Genomic DNA, 15,796 nt, shown 5'->3' on the forward strand with positions numbered 1-15,796 from the left:
GGCCCCAAAACTTCGGCAAAAACTGCTGATTGGCGAATGCTGCGCCCTGGCGCGCCAGCCCGGTCGGGCGGGAGCAAGCTCCCTCGCCACAAAAGCGCTACGCATTGCTATTTTCTGGAGGTCCGCATGGCCGCTTACAACCTGCGCCAGCTCAGGTATTTCGTCACGACCGCCGATTGCGGCAGCGTGGCTGAAGCCTCTCGCAAGCTCTATATCGCCCAACCGTCGGTGTCGACCGCCATCAAGCACCTGGAAGACAGCTTTGGTGTTCAACTGTTTATCCGGCATCACGCGCAGGGTGTTTCGCTGACGCCGAGCGGCTCGCGTTTTTACCGCAAAGCGGTTGAGCTGCTGCGGGTGGCTCACGAGTTCGAACAGAACGCGCTGGCGGACAATGACATGGTGGCGGGGCAGATCGATATTGGCTGTTTTGAAACGGTGGCGCCGCTGTATCTGCCACGCTTGATCGCAGGTTTCAAAGAGCGCTGGCCGGGTGTGGAGATCCGTATTCGCGATGGCGAGCAGCAGGAGTTGGTGCAGGCACTGACCGCCGGCAGCATTGATCTGGCGATGCTCTTCGAACACGATCTGGACAGCACGATTGAGACCGTGCCGCTGATGCCGCCGCAGCAGCCCTATGCCTTGCTGCCGGCCGATCACCGGTTTGCGCAACAGGCGAAAGTCTCGCTGCATGAGCTGGTGCTGGAGCCGATGATTTTGCTCGACGTGGTGCCGAGCCGGACCTACTTCGTGAGCGTTTTTGAAGAGCTCGGGTTGAGGCCGCACATTGTGTTCAGCTCGCCGTCGATCGAGATGGTGCGTGGGATGGTGGGGCGCGGTTTCGGCTTTTCGATTCTGGTGACCAAGCCGTTTTCGGACTACACCTATGACGGGCAGAAAGTCGTGTGTGTAGCGCTGGCTGAAACGGTCACCGGCTCGGGTTTATCGGCGGCGTGGTTGCGTCGCACGCAACTGACCAAACCGGTGCAGCTGTTCGTGGATTATTGCCAGGAAGAACTGGCCCGACTTTATAGCTGAGTGTCGGGCCCATCCTCCCGACTCAGCAGATCGATGACAGCATCCGTTGCAGCATGGCGTCGCAGCCCTTCAATTGATCGAGGCTGACAAACTCGTCCGGTTTGTGGCCCTGATCCATGCTGCCAGGGCCACAGACCACCGTTGGAATCCCCGCTGCGTCAAACAGCCCGCCCTCGGTGCCGAACGCTACCGTCCCGAACTCCCGCGAGCCGGAAAATGCAGCGATCAACTCAGCCGCTTCGCTGTGCGCATCAGTCGCCAAACCGGGGTACGCCGACAACTCACTGAAGCGGATGTCGCTCTGATCGCTCACCGCGCGCATGCGCGGTAATACCTGTTGTTCAGCGTAGGTCTGCAGTTCCTGCGCCACCACGCTGGGGTCTTGTGAGGGCAGGGCGCGGATTTCAAAGTCGAAGCGGCAATCCGCCGGGACGATGTTCAAGGCCTTGCCACCGGAAATCACGCCAGTTTGCACCGTGCTGAACGGCGGGTCGAAACGGGCATCGTGATGCTCTGGCGCTTTGAGCCGGTGGCCGATCCGCCCCAGTTCACCGATCAGTTCGGCGGCGTATTCAATCGCGTTGACTCCGAGCGGGGCGTACGCCGAATGGCAGGCCTCACCATGAATGTCGCAACGCATCGCCAGTTTGCCCTTGTGACCCAGCATCGGTTTGAGTTCGGTCGGCTCGCCAATGATACAGAGCATCGGTTTGACCGGGCGTTGTTCGAGGGCTTTGAGCAGCGAGCGTACCCCAAGGCAGCCGACTTCTTCATCGTACGACAACGCGATATGCACCGGCCGCCGTAGCGGGGCGTTCACCAGCGACGGGACCAGGGCGAGGACGCAGGCGATGTAGCCTTTCATGTCGGCGGTGCCGCGACCGTACAGCTTGCCGTCGCGCTCGCTGAGCTGGAACGGCGCAACGGTCCATGGCTGGCCGTCGACGGGCACCACATCGGTGTGCCCCGACAGCACGATGCCCGGCCGATCTGCCGGGCCGATGGTTGCGAACAGATTGGCCTTGCTGCGCTGCTCGTTGTAGACCCGTTCGCAAGGCACGTCGAAGCGTTCGAGGTAGTCCCGGACAAAGTCGATGAGGTGCAGGTTTGATTCGCGGCTCGTGGTGTCGAAGGCCACCAGTTGCTTGAGCAAATCGACGCTGTTGCTCATCGGTCGTCTCCCGCCACGCCGTAACCAGGCGACTTGTCGGGGGCCAGGGCACGGTCGATGTAATCCTGAACCTGTGGCCGATAGGCGTCCCACAATTTTTCCAGTTGACCGATCGGATCGTGGTCGACCCAATCAACCCGCAGGTTGATAATCGGCCAGGTCAGCTCGCCGACCACAACGAGCGCCGCCGAATGCACAGGCCCGGCTTCGCCTCCCGCCGCCACAGCGGCTTTCAGCGCTGCCAGCAAGCGGTCGGCCAGTTGACCTTCGCCGTGCTCGAAGGCCTTGACCATGGCCTCGATCACCCCACGGTCCGCCAGCATGTTGCCGGCAGCCACGCATTGTTCGCCCGACACCGCGTTGTGGGTGCCCAGGGTTTGTGCGCCGCTGAAGTGTGCGGTGTGGCCGAGGTGGTCAATCGCGGTGATCTGTCGGTATTGGCTGTAGCCGTTGCGAGTCAACACCTTGTCGAATGCAGCAGAGGGCGCAAGGCCTTGTTCCATGAGGGCGAGGACTTCCGGGCCGAGTGACGGCAAGGTGATGTTTTGCGTGGAGACAGCACCCACACCTGGCAGCAGCCAAGGGCAGCGTGCGCCGACAGCGATGCTCGAGGAACTGATCGCGATGCCCAACTGACCGGTTTCGGGGCAACGGGCGGCGATGGAAAAGGTCATGGTTTGGCTCCTTGGTTAACCTTGAGTAAAGGGTCGTCTGTGCGGGCCCCTTCGCGAGCAGGCTCGCTCCCACAGTGGATCTTTAGTGGCCACAAATTTGTGTACGACGCAGATCAAATGTGGGAGCGAGCCTGCTCGCGAAGGCCGCGACTCGGTCTACTTCCTTACTCAGGAATCACCGCAATCACATCAATTTCCATCAGCCACTGCGGCTGCCCCAGTGCCGAAACCACCAACCCGGTCGAAATCGGAAACACCCCTTTGAGCCATTTGCCGACTTCCTGATAGACCGGCTCGCGGTAACGCGGATCGATCAGGTAGGTGGTGGTTTTGACGATGTGGCTGAGGTCGCTGCCGGCTTCTTCCAGCAATTGCTTGACGTTGCGCATGGCTTGTTCGGCTTGCGCACGCGGGTCACCAAGACCGACGAGGTTGCCTTCAAAATCGGTACCGACCTGGCCGCGAACATATACGGTGTTGCCGGCCCGGACCGCCTGGCACAGGTCATTGTCCAGGCTCTGGTTCGGGTAGGTTTCTTTGGTGTTGAACATGCGAATGCGGGTATGGGTTGGCGTGGACATCGGAAGCTCCTCAAGAAAAAGTCGGCCCGGCGCTGTGCAAGCGCCGGCGCGGATATCAAGCACTGACAGGTGTTTTATGGACGGTCGGGGCGGCTTCAGCCTGACGCTGCCCGGCATCGCGGTAGTCGAGGTACGAGCGCTGAATGGCGATGTGATCCGCCACGTACTTGGCGTCGTGCCAAACACCCCAGATGAACGACGAGCCGCGACGCGACTGCCACGGCAGACCGAGGAAATACACACCCGGCTCGCTCGACACGCCGCGCTGATGTTGCGGTTTGCCGTTGTCGTCGAAGGCGTCGACTTTGAGCCAGCTGTAGTCGGTGGCAAACCCGGTGGCCCAGATGATCGAGGTCACGCCGGCCTTGGCCAGGTCGAGCTCAAGAATCGGATGGGTCACGCACTCCGGGTCCGGGAAGGTATGGCGGGCTTCAGGCTCTTCCGGCAGGTCCAGGCCATTGCGCTCGATGTAGGCGTCAGCGGCATTGAGCAGCGCCAGATAGTTCTCATCGCCGCGCGCCAGGTTGTCGGCAAGATTCGGTTGGAAGGTCGCCACGGCGCCATTGAACGAGTGGGTCAGGCCGACAAGCGTCATGCCGCGATGAGCCAGCCCGCGGAAGTCCACCGTACGGCCGCCATGCGCACCGCTCACGGCGATGGTGACGTGTTCGCGACCGGGCTTCATGGCCGCTTGATCCCATTCACCGAGCACGCCCAGCCACCAGCAGAAATCCCGGTTGCGATAGGCGCGAGGAGGGCGGTCGTGCGCGCCGACCGAGAGGTACACCTGCTTGCCGGCACGCTGCAATTCATCGGCGATCTGCACCCCCGACGACCCGGCGCCGACGACCAGCACAGCGCCCTCGGGCAGTTGCGCTGGATTGCGGTAGTCGGCCGAGTGGATCTGCAGGAACGGCTGATCTTGCGGCGCGATCGGCGGGATGACCGGACGCTGGAACGGCCCGGTGGCGGCCACCACACGGTTGGCCTCGATCACGCCCTCGGAGGTTTCAATGGTGAAGCCCGGTCGACCGACATTGCGTTCAACCTTCTTCACCTCGACACCGGTGCGGATGGGCGCGTTGAATTTCCTGGCATAGGCTTCGAAGTAATCGGCTACCCGCTCTTTCGGGGCAAAGCCATCCGGGCTGAGATCGTCGAATTCAAGACCAGGAAAACGGTCGTGCCAGACCGGACCATTGGCCACCAGCGAATCCCAGCGCCCGGTGCGCCAGCGCTCGGCGATACGATTGCGCTCCAGCACCAGGTGCGGCACGCCGAGCTTGCTCAGGTGCTCACTCATGGCCACACCCGCCTGACCCGCGCCGACAATCAGCGTGTCTGTTTTTATTATTTCAATGGTCATCTCTATGCCCTTCGAAGTTGGATTAGGGTCGGTTACGACCTGCCATTTCTTGGGCTCAAGACTAGGGATCACCCCGGTATCGGTAAAATATTATTAAGCTGGCAATTGAATACAAATATCTGATGCAGAGCCTTTAAACCCGTCTACGCTGCGGCTCACTCATTGTTTTATAGAAAGTTGGTTTTTCGAACCGATGTTCTTTCCTGAATAGATCTGTCGCCTTTACCCCGTTAAGAGAATTCTGCCGCGATGCATGCTTTTCGTAGCAACTGGCGACGCATGCTTTTCGTAGCAACTGGCGAAGCCTGCGTTCGGCTCGGTCCGCGTTCGGGCGCAGCAGCCGTAGAGTCAGGCGGCGCGGTGTTTCAGGAAGACCGTGCTCGCAGGTTTTACGACTGCTTCGCAGCCGAACGCAGCCTCGCAGGCTCGGCAGCTGCTACGGGGGGGGGGGCGTTACAGCTGATGTTGTGTTTCTGGTGATTAAGCGTGTCGGTAGCGGTCGCTACGGGCGATAATGCCGCGCATTCAGTCTTCAACTTAGCAAAAGAGCCCTGCCGTGATGTTCGAGATCAAGCCGTGGAACCCCGAAACCTATCGACAGCAGACGCGCCGCAGCACCGTGATCATCGCCGTGACCTTCATTCTGCTGGCGATGACGCTGTCCGGCCTGGCGGTCATGCTGTTCGGCGAACCCGGTGGCGATAACTTTCGCTTCAACCTGGGGGGCGTCATTGCCGCCGTCATCGTTAGTGCTGTGCTGATGAAGACCAAAGGCTGGTCGCAGCCGTGGATGGCAGCGGCGGTTTACGGCTGGCAACTCAAGCGTAGCCTGATGAGCGTCACCAACGTCATGCATAAGGTCACCGACGCGGTGCAGGCCGGTAACCCGAGCGCCATCAAGCTGCTGCGCTTTTACCACCTGGGGCTCACGCAAATGCACCAACTGGATGGCAACACCAGCAGCCTCAGCCAAATGACTCGCGAGATCGACCAGCACAAGGCGAGCATGGAAGCGCTGGGGATCGACACTGAACAGAATCAGTTGAACCCGGAGTGGCTGGCGGCCGTAAAGGCGAAGGAGGCATGAGTTCGATGTTCACGATCACCCACTTTGAAACCCCGTGCTCCGAGCCCATCAATGACCAGATTCTGCAAATGGTCGTCGACTATCTGACCGATATCAGCACGGTGGCGATTGCACCGAGCAACCTCCTGTTCAACGTCTATCAATATGCGATCGGCTACGAGGTTCATCTCTATCTGCAAGCGCTCGGCGGGTCGGAAGGGATCGCCGTCGAATTGATTGTCGCGATGGACGAAGAGGACCCTTCGAAGGTCATTGGCTTTTTGCTGTATCTGCCGGTCAAGGATGATCCCGAGGCGTGCGGCGTGGCCTATATGGCGGTGCAAGCCAGTCATCGACACCAGGGCGTCGCACGGGCGATGGTCCAGGAAATGCTCAGCCGCTACCCGCATGCCGAGCTGACGTGCGCGGTCGGCAAGGTTGCCTGTTTCGAAGCGATGGGCTTTCAGGTGCTGGGCACGCGCGGGCCGCAGGTGCTGATGAATACGCGCGATCACAGCACGGGCGGCTTGATGGGCGTGCTGGATACAGCGCCGATCTACCGCTCGACAGAAGTGCGGCAGATCCATACGTATCTGCTGCAACGACACGGGAAGCGGGCGATGCTCGATGCCGAAAAACAGCGCGACCGGCATCTCGACCAGATGACGGCCAAAGCGAAGGCTTTTGTGCAGGAGCGGCTTGGGTAGGTGGCAGTTCACGCTACTTTGAGTTCTTACGGGTACTGTCGTATACAGTCGGATGTAAGAGGCTCGGACGCTGGAATTTAGCGTTCAGAACCCTACTTGAAGAGTTCAGAATGACTTCCGAGATCGACAAATGTAATCAAGTCAGAATGTGAGTGCTCGTAGATCATCAAGAAGTCCCCCCCAATATGACACTCCCGAAAACCACTCCAATCACCCGTCAAAGCATGATCCAGGTACTCGACCGGCAGTTGCTCCCCCAGAAATAACATGACCATCACCTGCCGGACTTCATTCATATCACGGCGTCCGGCTCGCTTGTAACGCTCCCAGGACTTCTTGAATTCCGATGTTTGAGCACACTGCTTTGGCAGTTCAGCGCGCTTTTGCTTTTTCTCCGGTTTCGCCATCAGTGTCCCTCAGCATGTCGTCTATCGAGTCGAACTGTTGGCGAATGCCTCGCGCTTCCATCATGGCGCGAGCTGTTTTTTCCGAAGGGACGCGCACCTCAAACGGAAGCCCCTGAGTTGCAACGACCTGACGGAGAAAAAGACGCATGGCGTCACTGATGCTCAGCCCGCAAGCGTTTAAGACTTCAGTGGCACGCACCTTCAGATCCTCATCAATGCGGCAACGCACGTCGGTAGTTTTCAGCAATGCACCCATGGTAATGACCTCATCGTTTATTTGTAGCTACATTGGCGCTACCTCGGGCATTGTGGTTGAGCGGGGTCCTTTCGGTCAACGTCGCCTTGATGAGTGGTTTCAAAGCCTATGGCGCGGTCTGAACACCGACAGGAGTTTTCGCTCGGTATTTCAATCGTTTAAGCACACGATGAATATCAGCCTGGTCCACTTTGTGTTTGAGAACCGTCCGAGCCCAATGCAGGAAGGTACTGAAGGTGTTGCGCTCCGGTGTTTGCTTCCTACCTGAATCTGGTTGTTCAGGAGGCTGACTGCTGAGCAAACCATTCTAATATGGCTAATCAGCCTGCCCTGAACACCAGCGCCTTCAGACCGCTTTGCGCATCGATATCGGGAAATTCCGGTGGGTTTTCCAGGCGTTGTTCGAAGTGCAGGCTCGGGGCTTCGCGGGTCACGCCGTCGATGAGAAAGTCCGGGCCGAAGGCCGGGTCGTTCATGCAGGCCAGTACCACGCCATCGCTGGTGAGCAGTTCTGGCAGGCGGCGTAGTACGCGTTGGTAGTCCTTGGTCAGCAGAAAGCTGCCTTTCTGGAACGACGGCGGGTCGATGATCACCAGGTCGTAAGGGCCGCTGTTGATGACCTTGCCCCAGGACTTGAACAGGTCATGGCCGAGAAAGCTGACCTTGCTCAGGTCGTGCCCATTCAGCCGGTGATTGTCGCGTCCGCGGCTCAGGGCGCCGCGGGACATGTCCAGGTTGACCACATGCTCCGCGCCACCCTCGATGGCGGCCACCGAAAACCCGCAGGTGTAGGCGAACAGGTTCAAGACGCGTTTGCCCTGGGCATTGGCGCGCACCCAATTGCGGCCGTAGCGCATGTCGAGAAACAGGCCGCTGTTCTGTTTTTTGCCCAGGTCGATGCGATAACGCAGGCCGCCCTCGGTGATCGTCCATTCCTCGATCGTTTCCCCCAGCAACCATTCGGTGGTGCTTTGCGGCAGGTAGCGGTGTTGCAGCAGTAGCGTATGCGCGCCGGATTTTTCCCACGCAGACGAGTGCGCAATCTCCATCAGCAGCTGCTTCAATGCCTCCAGCTGCGCCGGGTCAGGCTCCTTGAACAGTGAGACCAGCACCACACCCTGCATCCAGTCGACGGTCAGTTGTTCCAGCCCCGGCCAGCATCGGCCCCGGCCATGGAACACGCGGCGGGTTTCTTCGGGGGCAGCGGTCAGAGCCGTCAGTAAATGCTGGCGGAGGATGGCGAGGGCGTCAGGGTTCATCGGGCAGGGCCGGCAATATGAAAGGGGCGGCATTTTAACCACAATTGTGGCGTCAGGGGTTTTGCGAGGCAAAAGGCGATTGCGTAGGCGAGCCGCCATCAAAGCATTTGCGCAAGTACCGACCCGGATCAACAATGTACCGGCAGTCAGGCAGCGAGGTTTTTACCCGGTCACGTCGTCAGTCGACACGGAGCGCTCATGAACGATCGTTACACCCGCACGGCGATTTGCCTGCACTGGCTGATAGCCCTCGGGCTGATCGGCACCTTCGCGCTCGGCTACTACATGCCAGAGCTTGCGCTTTCGCCGACCAAACTGAAGCTGTACTCATGGCACAAGTGGGCGGGGGTGACCTTGTTTTTTCTGGTGCTGCTACGGCTCGGCTGGCGCCTGGGCCATCCTGTTCCGCCCTTGCCGACGCCCGTGTCGCCCGTGATGAGGTTCGCGTCCCACCTTTCGCATGGGGTGATGTACGCACTGATGCTCGCGATTCCGCTCAGCGGCTGGCTGATGAGTTCGGCAAAAGGCTTCCAGACGTCATGGTTTGGTGTCTTGCCGCTGCCGGATCTGCTGCCCAAGGACGACGCACTCGGCGATCGTCTCATCGATGTGCACAAAATCCTCAACTACACATTGCTGGTGCTGGTGATCGTTCATACATGCGCGGCGCTCAAGCACCACTTCATTGATCGCGACAACGTGCTGACGCGCATACTGCCGTCAAAGCGCCAGCCTGACCCACGGCATCTCAAGCCATGAAGCAGGCCACTGACCGGATAATTCCATGACCCATCGATTTCCACGCTCCATCTTCCTGATGGCAGCCCTTGCATTCGCTACCTCGGCGGGCGCCCAGGCCGTCGAATACAAGAAAGTAAATGCAAGCGCGAGCCAGATCAGCTTCACCTATAACCAGATGGGAGCAAGGGTGTATGGCACGTTCGGCAAATTCGAGGCCACCCTCGATTTCAACTCGGCGAACCCCTCGGCGGCCCACGCCGCACTGACCATCCAGCTCGACAGCATCGATGCCGGCAACAGCGATGCCAACAGCGAGTTGAAAAAGCCCGCCTGGTTCAACACCGCGGCCTATCCGCAAGCGACGTTTGTATCGAGCAGCGTGAAGGCGCTCGGCAACAATCGCTACGAGGTCACTGGCAAGCTCACGCTCAAGGGCATTACCCGCGAGGTCGGTGCACAAATCACCTTGAAACCTGAGAGCGCCATCGGTGTATTCGATGGCGAGTTCATTCTCAAGCGTGGCGACTTCAGGATCGGTGAGGGCGAATGGGCCGATTACGGGGTTATCTCCAACGAGATCAACATCAAGTTTCGGGTGGTCGCGCCCGAGCAGTAGCCTGTGCTCGAACCCGGATACCTGACGATGGATTGGCCGCGCCGTGAAGGGAAAACACCCAAAAGCGCTACGCCCTCGGCTACACTCCGGCCATGCCAAATAACTCTCATATGCCCTTGAATTTCACCCGGATCTTCAACAGCGTTGTCACCCGGCTGTTGGGATTGGCGCTGTGCATTGTCGTGTTTGGGGCGGTCGTGCGCTATTACGTGCTAACCGACTTTCTGCGTGAGGATTTGAGCGCGGTCGTGGAAGGCCAGCAATTAGCGTTGGCGACCTATGTCGCTCGCGACATCGACGACAAAATCATTCAGCGTCAGCGTTTGCTCGAGCTCCTTGCCACCTCCATTCCTGTTGATTTCCTCAAGCAACCCGAGCGACTGCGCGCCTGGCTGAAAGAGCATTACGCCTACCAGACGTTGTTCTCGACAGAGGTGTACATCGTCAACGCCAATGGGGATTTACTCGCGAGCTATCCTGACCTGACGCCGCCGCTCAATACCCCTTACGCAGAGCGTGATGACATTCAAGCCGGATGGGCAGGCCACTCATTTGTCGGGCGTCCTGCGGTGGATCAAGCGACAAAAAAACCGCTGCTGCCGATGTCCGCGCCCATCAAGGATGAACACGGCGGGGTTCAAGCTGTTCTCGTGGGCGTCACGGCACTCGCAGCGCCAGGTTTTCTGGATTCCTTGCTCCAGAGCCGCATGGGGGAGACAACGGGCGGATTCCAGCTGGTTTTCCCGGAAAGTCGATTGTTTGTCGAATCCTCGGCGCAGGACATGACGCTCAAGCCAACGCCGCCTCCCGGCGCCAATGCGCTGCATGATCGGGCCATGGCCGGATTTCGCGGTGCGGAGGTAGCGCTCAACATCGATGGGGTCGAGGAAGTCTCTGCAATGGTCTCGGTCCCAAGTACCGGCTGGTTCGTCGTTGCCCGTTTGCCGAGCAGTGAGGCTTTTGCGACAGTCGATCGCACACAGCATTTTTTGATCAGGGGGGCGTTTATATCCATTTTGATTTTCGCCGTGTTCTCGTCCATTGGCCTGTACTTTGTCTTTCGTCATCTGTTTCGTGCCGCCGCGCAGGCTGACCGCATGACGCGCGATGAACGGCCACTGGCCCCCTTGCCAGTCACGCGCAATGATGAAGTCGGTCATTTGATCTCGGCCTTCAATCGTTTGTTGATCAAGCTGGATGAAAAACAGGCCCAGCTTAAAAAAATTGCTCATCACGATATGTTGACGGGGTTACCCAATAGGCATCATCTCTCGGGCCGGCTTCGCCACGTGTTGGCACTGGCACAACGCAAAGAGGCGGGTGTGGGCCTGTTGTTCATGGACCTCGATGGCTTCAAGCATATCAATGACACCCTTGGCCACGAGGCGGGTGACGAGGTGTTGCGGCAGGTGGCGAGGCGTTTTCGCCGGGTTGTCCGGGAGACCGATACCCTGGCGCGCATCGGGGGTGATGAGTTCGTTGTTCTGCTGAGTGACCTTGGGGACGATGCCGAAGAGATCGTGAGCACCGTCGCGACTAAATGTATTGAAGCACTGGGAGCGCCGTTTTTTATTTCCGGTACGGTCTGCATCGTGGGTGTTTCGATTGGCATTGCACTGGGGAATGGGGAAAGCTCTGCAGATATGCTCCTGCTGGCCGCCGATCGTGTCATGTATCAAGCCAAAAAAACCGGACGCGGCCGGTATGTGACCTACAAGCTTTAGGCAACAATGCCCGAGAGCCCGCCTGGGCGTCGAAGCCGTCGCCGCGAAGACAGGGGGGGGCGTCCATTGATTGCTCCCGGACGATGGGGCTGTAAACTGGCCGCGGCCTACACGATCGCCCCTTTACCACTTCAAGCAAGAGATCCTCTCATGGCAAACCAAGACCTGACCTTTATCCCCGACCCGGACCCGGAATCCATCTCCTCCGATGTCGCCGGTTTCGGCGGCCTGCTGGTCTCGACCCAGATCCCCACCCGCGCTGACGGCAGTCTGGAGTTGGGTGGCATCACCGAGCAGAGCGAGTGCACGTTGCAGGCACTCAAGGTCGCGCTGGAGCGGGCCGGCAGTTCCATGGACCGGGTCATGCACTTGACCATCTACCTCACCGACATGGCCGACCGCGCCGCCTTCAACGAGGTCTATCAGCGCTTTTTCGCCAAGCCGTGGCCGGTGCGCGCCGCCGTTGGCGTAGCCGCCCTGGCAGTCGAAGGCATGCGCGTGGAAGTCACTGCGATGGCGGCCAAGGGCTGAGTCCGCGAGTCAGTCATTGTGCGCAGTGAGGATGTCGGTCCCCAGGTGTGGCCGACAGTTGAGGTAGGCCGAGGCTTTCAGCCAGTGCTGGTCGGGATACCAGGAAAACATGAACTGGCCGTCCTTGAGTTTATCGATCACCTGGCGCGCCACTTGCGGGCGCACTGCCGGGCAACCCAGGCTGCGACCGATGCGGCCCTGGCGTTCACTCCATAAGGAATTCACGTAGTCGGCCGCGTGAATCACGAGGTCGCGATCACGTGCGCGGTCATTGAAGCCCGGTTCCAGGCCGTCCATACGCAGCGAGTAACCATGGCTGCCCTGATAGCTTTCCTGGGTGCGAAACAGGCCCAGACTGGACTGATAGCTGCCGATGCGATTGGAGAATTGCGTGGCGAAATTTTCCCCGGATTTTTGCCCATGAGCGACCAGGTCGCGCAGCACCAGGGACTTTTTGCGCAAATCGAAGATCCAAAGACGACGAGCGGTGGATGGTTGCGAATAGTCGATCACGGCCAGGCGCTCGGCTTGCTTAGCGCCACTGTTGACGGCGCATTGCATGGCGTTCAGGGCACTTTGCAGTGCTTGGGGATTGAGTTCCGGAGCGGCGTGCGCGAGGCTGTTATATAACGTTTGATTGTGGGTGTCGGCGGCGAATGCCGGACTGCACATGGCGCACAGCGTCATGGCTGCCAGGCAGTGTCGGCGTAAAAAGGTCAGCATGGGTTGAGAGTCCTGTTGTTATTGTTGGCTCCCGACCTCCTGTCGTTCCCTCGGCAGACCTGTGCATACGCTGGCCTTGGTGCTTGCCGCACCTGCTGCAGAGGTTGACCGTCTACCTGACGGCCATGGAGTGGAGTAAAGCAGTTGATCAAAAAGTACGCATGTTACTTGAGCCTTTTCCTGCTCGCTGCGCCACTGGTCGCGACTGCCCAGAACGAGCTGGCTGATCACGACAGCCCATTGAAATTGGCGCTCACTCAATTGCCGGTCGATTGCCCGCGCCTGGCTGCGCACCTGAGTGCGTCGGCGCAAACGCTGTTGCAGGCTTTTTATCAGCAGCAGGACTACGTCCTGATCTGGACGGCCAGCGGACGCTTGTCGGCCTTGCAGGCACAGGTGCAGCAGTTGGCCGATGACGGACTGGACCCGAAACGCTACAGCTTGTCCACGAGCGCTGCCGAAGTGGATGCAGTGTGTGCCGACATCGGCATCAGTCAGCGTTACCTGCAAGCCTTGCAGGACCTGCGTTACGGCCGCTTGCGGCAATCGCGTTTCGAGCCGTTGTGGCATGCACAGGCATTGCCGCACGACCGACCCGCCGAGGTGCTGGCCATTGCCGGGCCGGGTCTGCAAGACATGGCGACAGCTTTTCAACTGGCTCGTCCAAGCCTTGAGCAATACCAGAGCTTGCGCCGTGTTTATGCCCGACAGCGCCAGCGGCCGTTGCCCCATTGGCAGGCGCTTGCCAGTGGCCCCCTGTTACAACCCGGCGCACAGGATGCGCGAGTTCCCGAGCTGGCGAAGCGACTCTTCAACGAAGGCTATCTGGTCAACGTTTCCGCGGGTGTCGGCACGGTCTATAACAAGGAGCTGGTGAGCGCGCTGAAAAACTTCCAGCTGAGCCATTCGCTGCAAGCGGATGGCGTGCTGGGGGAGGGTACCTTGACCGAACTGAACGTCAGCCCGGCGGTGCGGCGCGAGCAGTTGCGGATCAACCTCGAACGTTTTCGCTGGCTGGCGCAGGATCTGGAACCCAATGGTTTGCTGGTCAATGTGGCCGCGGCGACGTTGACCGTCTATCAGGGCGGTACGCCGGTCTGGCAGACACGCACCCAGGTGGGGCGTGCCGAGCGGCAGACCCCGCTGCTGAAGTCGTCGGTCACGCGCCTGACCCTGAACCCGACCTGGACCGTGCCACCGACCATCATGCGGGAAGACAAGCTGCCGGAAATTCGCCGGGACCAGGCGTTCCTCGGTAAACAGAACCTGCAGGTACTGGACAGTGACGGCCATCCGTTGGCGGTGGACGAGATCGACTGGGATAACCCCGGCAACATCCTCCTGCGCCAGGACGCGGGACCGAAGAATCCGCTGGGGCAAATGGCGATCCGCTTCCCCAATCCGTTCTCCGTGTACCTGCACGACACCCCCAGCCAGGCGCTTTTCCAAAAGGCACCGCGGGCGTTCAGTTCAGGCTGCGTTCGGGTCGAGCAAGCGATGCAGTTGCGCGATCTGTTGTTGAGTCCGGCTGAGCGTCAGCGGACCAATGAGTTGCTGGCGACGGGGCTGACCCACGAATTCAGGCTGGCTACGCCGGTGCCGATCCTGCTCAGTTACTGGACCGTGCAAGCCGACCGGCAAGGCCAGTTGCTGTATGCCCCGGATATTTATGGGCGGGATGCCGCATTGTCGGCTGCGCTCGGCGGCAAGTCCTGAGCGTTACTCGCACTCCAGTCGGGAGGTACACGGCATGAACACTGAACCGCGCGAGCAGGGCGAGCCGTTCAAGCGGTTGTTTTTCGCGCTGCCCTGCGCCACTGCGCAACGTCGAGAGATTTCCCAATGGCGAAGCGCTCTGCGGCTTAACAGCGGGCGCCCGGTGCCAGCGGAAAATTTTCACCTGACACTGATGTTTCTGGGGGCTGTGGCGGTGACGCAGATTCCGGATATCTGCGCGGCTGCCGCGCACGTCCGAACGCCGGGCGAGCGTTTGACGGTCTCTCTCGACCACCTGGATGCCTGGCGCCGCGCCGGCGTTTTGTTACTCATGCCAACGCAGACGTCGTTGCCGTTGCGTCAGTTGGTGTATGCCTTGCATCAGGCGATGCTGCCGCTTGGGTTTGCCGACGCGCCCCGGGAATATCGTCCTCATTTGACCTTGATGCGCGACTTTCGAGAACCGGTCCCGGAATCTGCAACGCCCCCGGACTTTCATTTGAGTGCTGGGCATTTTGCGTTGTTCGAGTCGCATAAAGGCCGCTATCGGGCGCTGGCCGAATGGCCTCTGGTGCCGTAGGTCCAGGATCTTTAGACCTTGGCGGCCTGACAGCCGACCCATCTCTCACAGATGTACACAGTCCAACTGTGGGAGCGGGCTTGCTCGCGAAGGCGCCCTGACAGCCGACCCATCTCTCGCAGATGTACACCGTTCACCTGTGGGAGCGAGCCTGCTCGCGATGACGGCCTGACAGCCGACCAATCTCTCGCAGATGTACACAGTCCAACTGTGTGCGGGCTTGCTCGCGAAGGCGCCCTGACAGCCGACCCATCTCTCGCAGATGTACACCGTTCACCTGTGGGAGCGAGCCTGCTCGCGATGGCGGCCTGACAGCCGACCAATCTCCCGCAGATGTACACAGTCCAACTGTGGGAGCGGGCTTGCTCGCGAAGGCGCCCTGACAGCCGACCCATCTCTCGCAGATGTACACCGTTCACCTGTGGGAGCGAGCCTGCTCGCGATGGCGGCCTGACAGCCGACCAGTCTCTTGCAGGTGTACATATCCATTYCTGCGGTAACGGCCGCTTAGGGTTTCGCCCTTACGGCGAGTCCCTTTTTCAAACGCCAAAAAGGAACCAAAAGGCTTCGCCCCAAGCGTCCGGCACCTCGCCTAGGCTCGGCGTTCCCTCACTCCGGTGTCCATCAGGGGGCATCGCCT

Annotated in this window: 17 protein-coding genes; 9 read left to right on the forward strand and 8 right to left on the reverse strand. The window is 59.9% G+C overall.

Annotated features, from left to right (window positions below; all coding sequences use genetic code 11):
* Positions 1-126 precede the first annotated feature (126 nt).
* The gene (locus AC1DHT_RS26695; RefSeq protein WP_427543699.1) at positions 127-1,038 is read left to right on the forward strand and encodes a LysR substrate-binding domain-containing protein; all 912 of its coding nucleotides are present in this window, start codon (positions 127-129) and stop codon (positions 1,036-1,038) included.
* A gap of 22 nt (positions 1,039-1,060) precedes the next feature.
* On the opposite strand, the gene argE is transcribed toward AC1DHT_RS26695, so the two are convergent.
* The 4 genes from argE to AC1DHT_RS26715 all read right to left on the reverse strand — a co-directional run bounded on the left by argE (position 1,061) and on the right by AC1DHT_RS26715 (position 4,830).
* Positions 1,061-2,209: an acetylornithine deacetylase gene (gene argE, locus AC1DHT_RS26700; RefSeq protein WP_427543696.1), complete on the reverse strand. Its 1,149-nt coding sequence runs from the start codon at positions 2,207-2,209 to the stop codon at positions 1,061-1,063.
* Positions 2,206-2,883 carry a DUF1028 domain-containing protein gene (locus tag AC1DHT_RS26705; protein ID WP_427543693.1) on the reverse strand — a complete coding sequence of 226 codons (678 nt, stop codon included), beginning with the start codon at positions 2,881-2,883 and terminating at the stop codon, positions 2,206-2,208. The genes argE and AC1DHT_RS26705 overlap by 4 nt, the downstream gene beginning before the upstream one ends.
* Positions 2,884-3,047: 164 nt before the next feature.
* Positions 3,048-3,464 carry a RidA family protein gene (locus AC1DHT_RS26710; RefSeq protein ID WP_046027689.1) on the reverse strand — a complete coding sequence of 139 codons (417 nt, stop codon included), beginning with the start codon at positions 3,462-3,464 and terminating at the stop codon, positions 3,048-3,050.
* 55 nt (positions 3,465-3,519) lie between these two features.
* A complete protein-coding gene (locus AC1DHT_RS26715; protein ID WP_427543689.1) occupies positions 3,520-4,830 on the reverse strand; it encodes a flavin-containing monooxygenase in 1,311 nt (436 codons plus the stop codon).
* Between the two features lie 559 nt (positions 4,831-5,389).
* On the opposite strand from AC1DHT_RS26715, the gene AC1DHT_RS26720 reads away from it, so the two are divergent.
* Together AC1DHT_RS26720 and AC1DHT_RS26725 are read left to right on the forward strand one after the other, a co-directional pair.
* Positions 5,390-5,917 carry a DUF3087 domain-containing protein gene (locus AC1DHT_RS26720; RefSeq protein WP_427543686.1) on the forward strand — a complete coding sequence of 176 codons (528 nt, stop codon included), beginning with the start codon at positions 5,390-5,392 and terminating at the stop codon, positions 5,915-5,917.
* A 5-nt stretch (positions 5,918-5,922) separates the two neighbouring features.
* A complete protein-coding gene (locus AC1DHT_RS26725) occupies positions 5,923-6,603 on the forward strand; it encodes a GNAT family N-acetyltransferase (RefSeq protein WP_427543683.1) in 681 nt (226 codons plus the stop codon).
* A 92-nt stretch (positions 6,604-6,695) separates the two neighbouring features.
* Here the strand turns inward: AC1DHT_RS26725 and AC1DHT_RS26730 are convergent, their stop codons facing one another.
* The 3 genes from AC1DHT_RS26730 to AC1DHT_RS26740 form a co-directional block, all read right to left on the reverse strand.
* A complete protein-coding gene (locus AC1DHT_RS26730) occupies positions 6,696-7,010 on the reverse strand; it encodes a type II toxin-antitoxin system YafQ family toxin (RefSeq protein WP_427543680.1) in 315 nt (104 codons plus the stop codon).
* Positions 6,976-7,266, reverse strand: a complete 291-nt coding sequence (locus tag AC1DHT_RS26735; protein ID WP_054598088.1) for a type II toxin-antitoxin system RelB/DinJ family antitoxin — start codon at positions 7,264-7,266, stop codon at positions 6,976-6,978. Before AC1DHT_RS26735 ends, AC1DHT_RS26730 begins: the two co-directional genes overlap by 35 nt.
* Positions 7,267-7,586: 320 nt before the next feature.
* The gene (locus AC1DHT_RS26740; RefSeq protein WP_427543677.1) at positions 7,587-8,525 is read right to left on the reverse strand and encodes a class I SAM-dependent methyltransferase; all 939 of its coding nucleotides are present in this window, start codon (positions 8,523-8,525) and stop codon (positions 7,587-7,589) included.
* 198 nt (positions 8,526-8,723) lie between these two features.
* On the opposite strand from AC1DHT_RS26740, the gene AC1DHT_RS26745 reads away from it, so the two are divergent.
* From AC1DHT_RS26745 to AC1DHT_RS26760, 4 genes are all read left to right on the forward strand, one after another.
* Positions 8,724-9,284, forward strand: coding sequence for a cytochrome b (locus AC1DHT_RS26745; RefSeq protein WP_427543674.1), 561 nt, complete (start codon positions 8,724-8,726; stop codon positions 9,282-9,284).
* A 25-nt stretch (positions 9,285-9,309) separates the two neighbouring features.
* A complete protein-coding gene (locus tag AC1DHT_RS26750; RefSeq protein ID WP_427543671.1) occupies positions 9,310-9,882 on the forward strand; it encodes a YceI family protein in 573 nt (190 codons plus the stop codon).
* Between the two features lie 92 nt (positions 9,883-9,974).
* Positions 9,975-11,606 carry a diguanylate cyclase domain-containing protein gene (locus AC1DHT_RS26755; RefSeq protein WP_442114817.1) on the forward strand — a complete coding sequence of 544 codons (1,632 nt, stop codon included), beginning with the start codon at positions 9,975-9,977 and terminating at the stop codon, positions 11,604-11,606.
* A gap of 150 nt (positions 11,607-11,756) precedes the next feature.
* On the forward strand, positions 11,757-12,137 hold the full coding sequence (locus AC1DHT_RS26760) for a RidA family protein (protein WP_054598083.1): 381 nt from the start codon (positions 11,757-11,759) through the stop codon (positions 12,135-12,137).
* A gap of 9 nt (positions 12,138-12,146) precedes the next feature.
* Here AC1DHT_RS26760 and AC1DHT_RS26765 read toward each other — a convergent pair whose 3' ends face one another.
* The gene (locus AC1DHT_RS26765) at positions 12,147-12,860 is read right to left on the reverse strand and encodes a murein L,D-transpeptidase catalytic domain family protein (RefSeq protein WP_427543664.1); all 714 of its coding nucleotides are present in this window, start codon (positions 12,858-12,860) and stop codon (positions 12,147-12,149) included.
* A gap of 144 nt (positions 12,861-13,004) precedes the next feature.
* Between AC1DHT_RS26765 and AC1DHT_RS26770 the strand changes: the two genes are divergently transcribed.
* Complete coding sequence (locus AC1DHT_RS26770; protein WP_427543661.1) at positions 13,005-14,576, forward strand: L,D-transpeptidase family protein; 1,572 nt, start codon at positions 13,005-13,007, stop codon at positions 14,574-14,576.
* Positions 14,577-14,610: 34 nt separating this feature from the next.
* Complete coding sequence (gene thpR / locus AC1DHT_RS26775; protein WP_427543658.1) at positions 14,611-15,156, forward strand: RNA 2',3'-cyclic phosphodiesterase; 546 nt, start codon at positions 14,611-14,613, stop codon at positions 15,154-15,156.
* Positions 15,157-15,796: the final 640 nt, after the last annotated feature.

The organism is Pseudomonas sp. 05N432 (assembly GCF_056396945.1).

Coding starts and splice junctions, on each gene's coding strand:
- argE (WP_427543696.1), bottom strand. CDS start 2,209: ATGAGCAACAGCGTCGATTTGCTCAAGCAACTGGTGGCCTTCGACACC.
- AC1DHT_RS26720 (WP_427543686.1), top strand. CDS start 5,390: ATGTTCGAGATCAAGCCGTGGAACCCCGAAACCTATCGACAGCAGACG.
- AC1DHT_RS26750 (WP_427543671.1), top strand. CDS start 9,310: ATGACCCATCGATTTCCACGCTCCATCTTCCTGATGGCAGCCCTTGCA.
- AC1DHT_RS26710 (WP_046027689.1), bottom strand. CDS start 3,464: ATGTCCACGCCAACCCATACCCGCATTCGCATGTTCAACACCAAAGAA.
- AC1DHT_RS26725 (WP_427543683.1), top strand. CDS start 5,923: ATGTTCACGATCACCCACTTTGAAACCCCGTGCTCCGAGCCCATCAAT.
- AC1DHT_RS26765 (WP_427543664.1), bottom strand. CDS start 12,860: ATGCTGACCTTTTTACGCCGACACTGCCTGGCAGCCATGACGCTGTGC.
- AC1DHT_RS26755 (WP_442114817.1), top strand. CDS start 9,975: ATGCCAAATAACTCTCATATGCCCTTGAATTTCACCCGGATCTTCAAC.
- AC1DHT_RS26705 (WP_427543693.1), bottom strand. CDS start 2,883: ATGACCTTTTCCATCGCCGCCCGTTGCCCCGAAACCGGTCAGTTGGGC.
- AC1DHT_RS26715 (WP_427543689.1), bottom strand. CDS start 4,830: ATGACCATTGAAATAATAAAAACAGACACGCTGATTGTCGGCGCGGGT.
- AC1DHT_RS26735 (WP_054598088.1), bottom strand. CDS start 7,266: ATGGGTGCATTGCTGAAAACTACCGACGTGCGTTGCCGCATTGATGAG.
- thpR (WP_427543658.1), top strand. CDS start 14,611: ATGAACACTGAACCGCGCGAGCAGGGCGAGCCGTTCAAGCGGTTGTTT.
- AC1DHT_RS26760 (WP_054598083.1), top strand. CDS start 11,757: ATGGCAAACCAAGACCTGACCTTTATCCCCGACCCGGACCCGGAATCC.
- AC1DHT_RS26730 (WP_427543680.1), bottom strand. CDS start 7,010: ATGGCGAAACCGGAGAAAAAGCAAAAGCGCGCTGAACTGCCAAAGCAG.
- AC1DHT_RS26745 (WP_427543674.1), top strand. CDS start 8,724: ATGAACGATCGTTACACCCGCACGGCGATTTGCCTGCACTGGCTGATA.
- AC1DHT_RS26740 (WP_427543677.1), bottom strand. CDS start 8,525: ATGAACCCTGACGCCCTCGCCATCCTCCGCCAGCATTTACTGACGGCT.
- AC1DHT_RS26695 (WP_427543699.1), top strand. CDS start 127: ATGGCCGCTTACAACCTGCGCCAGCTCAGGTATTTCGTCACGACCGCC.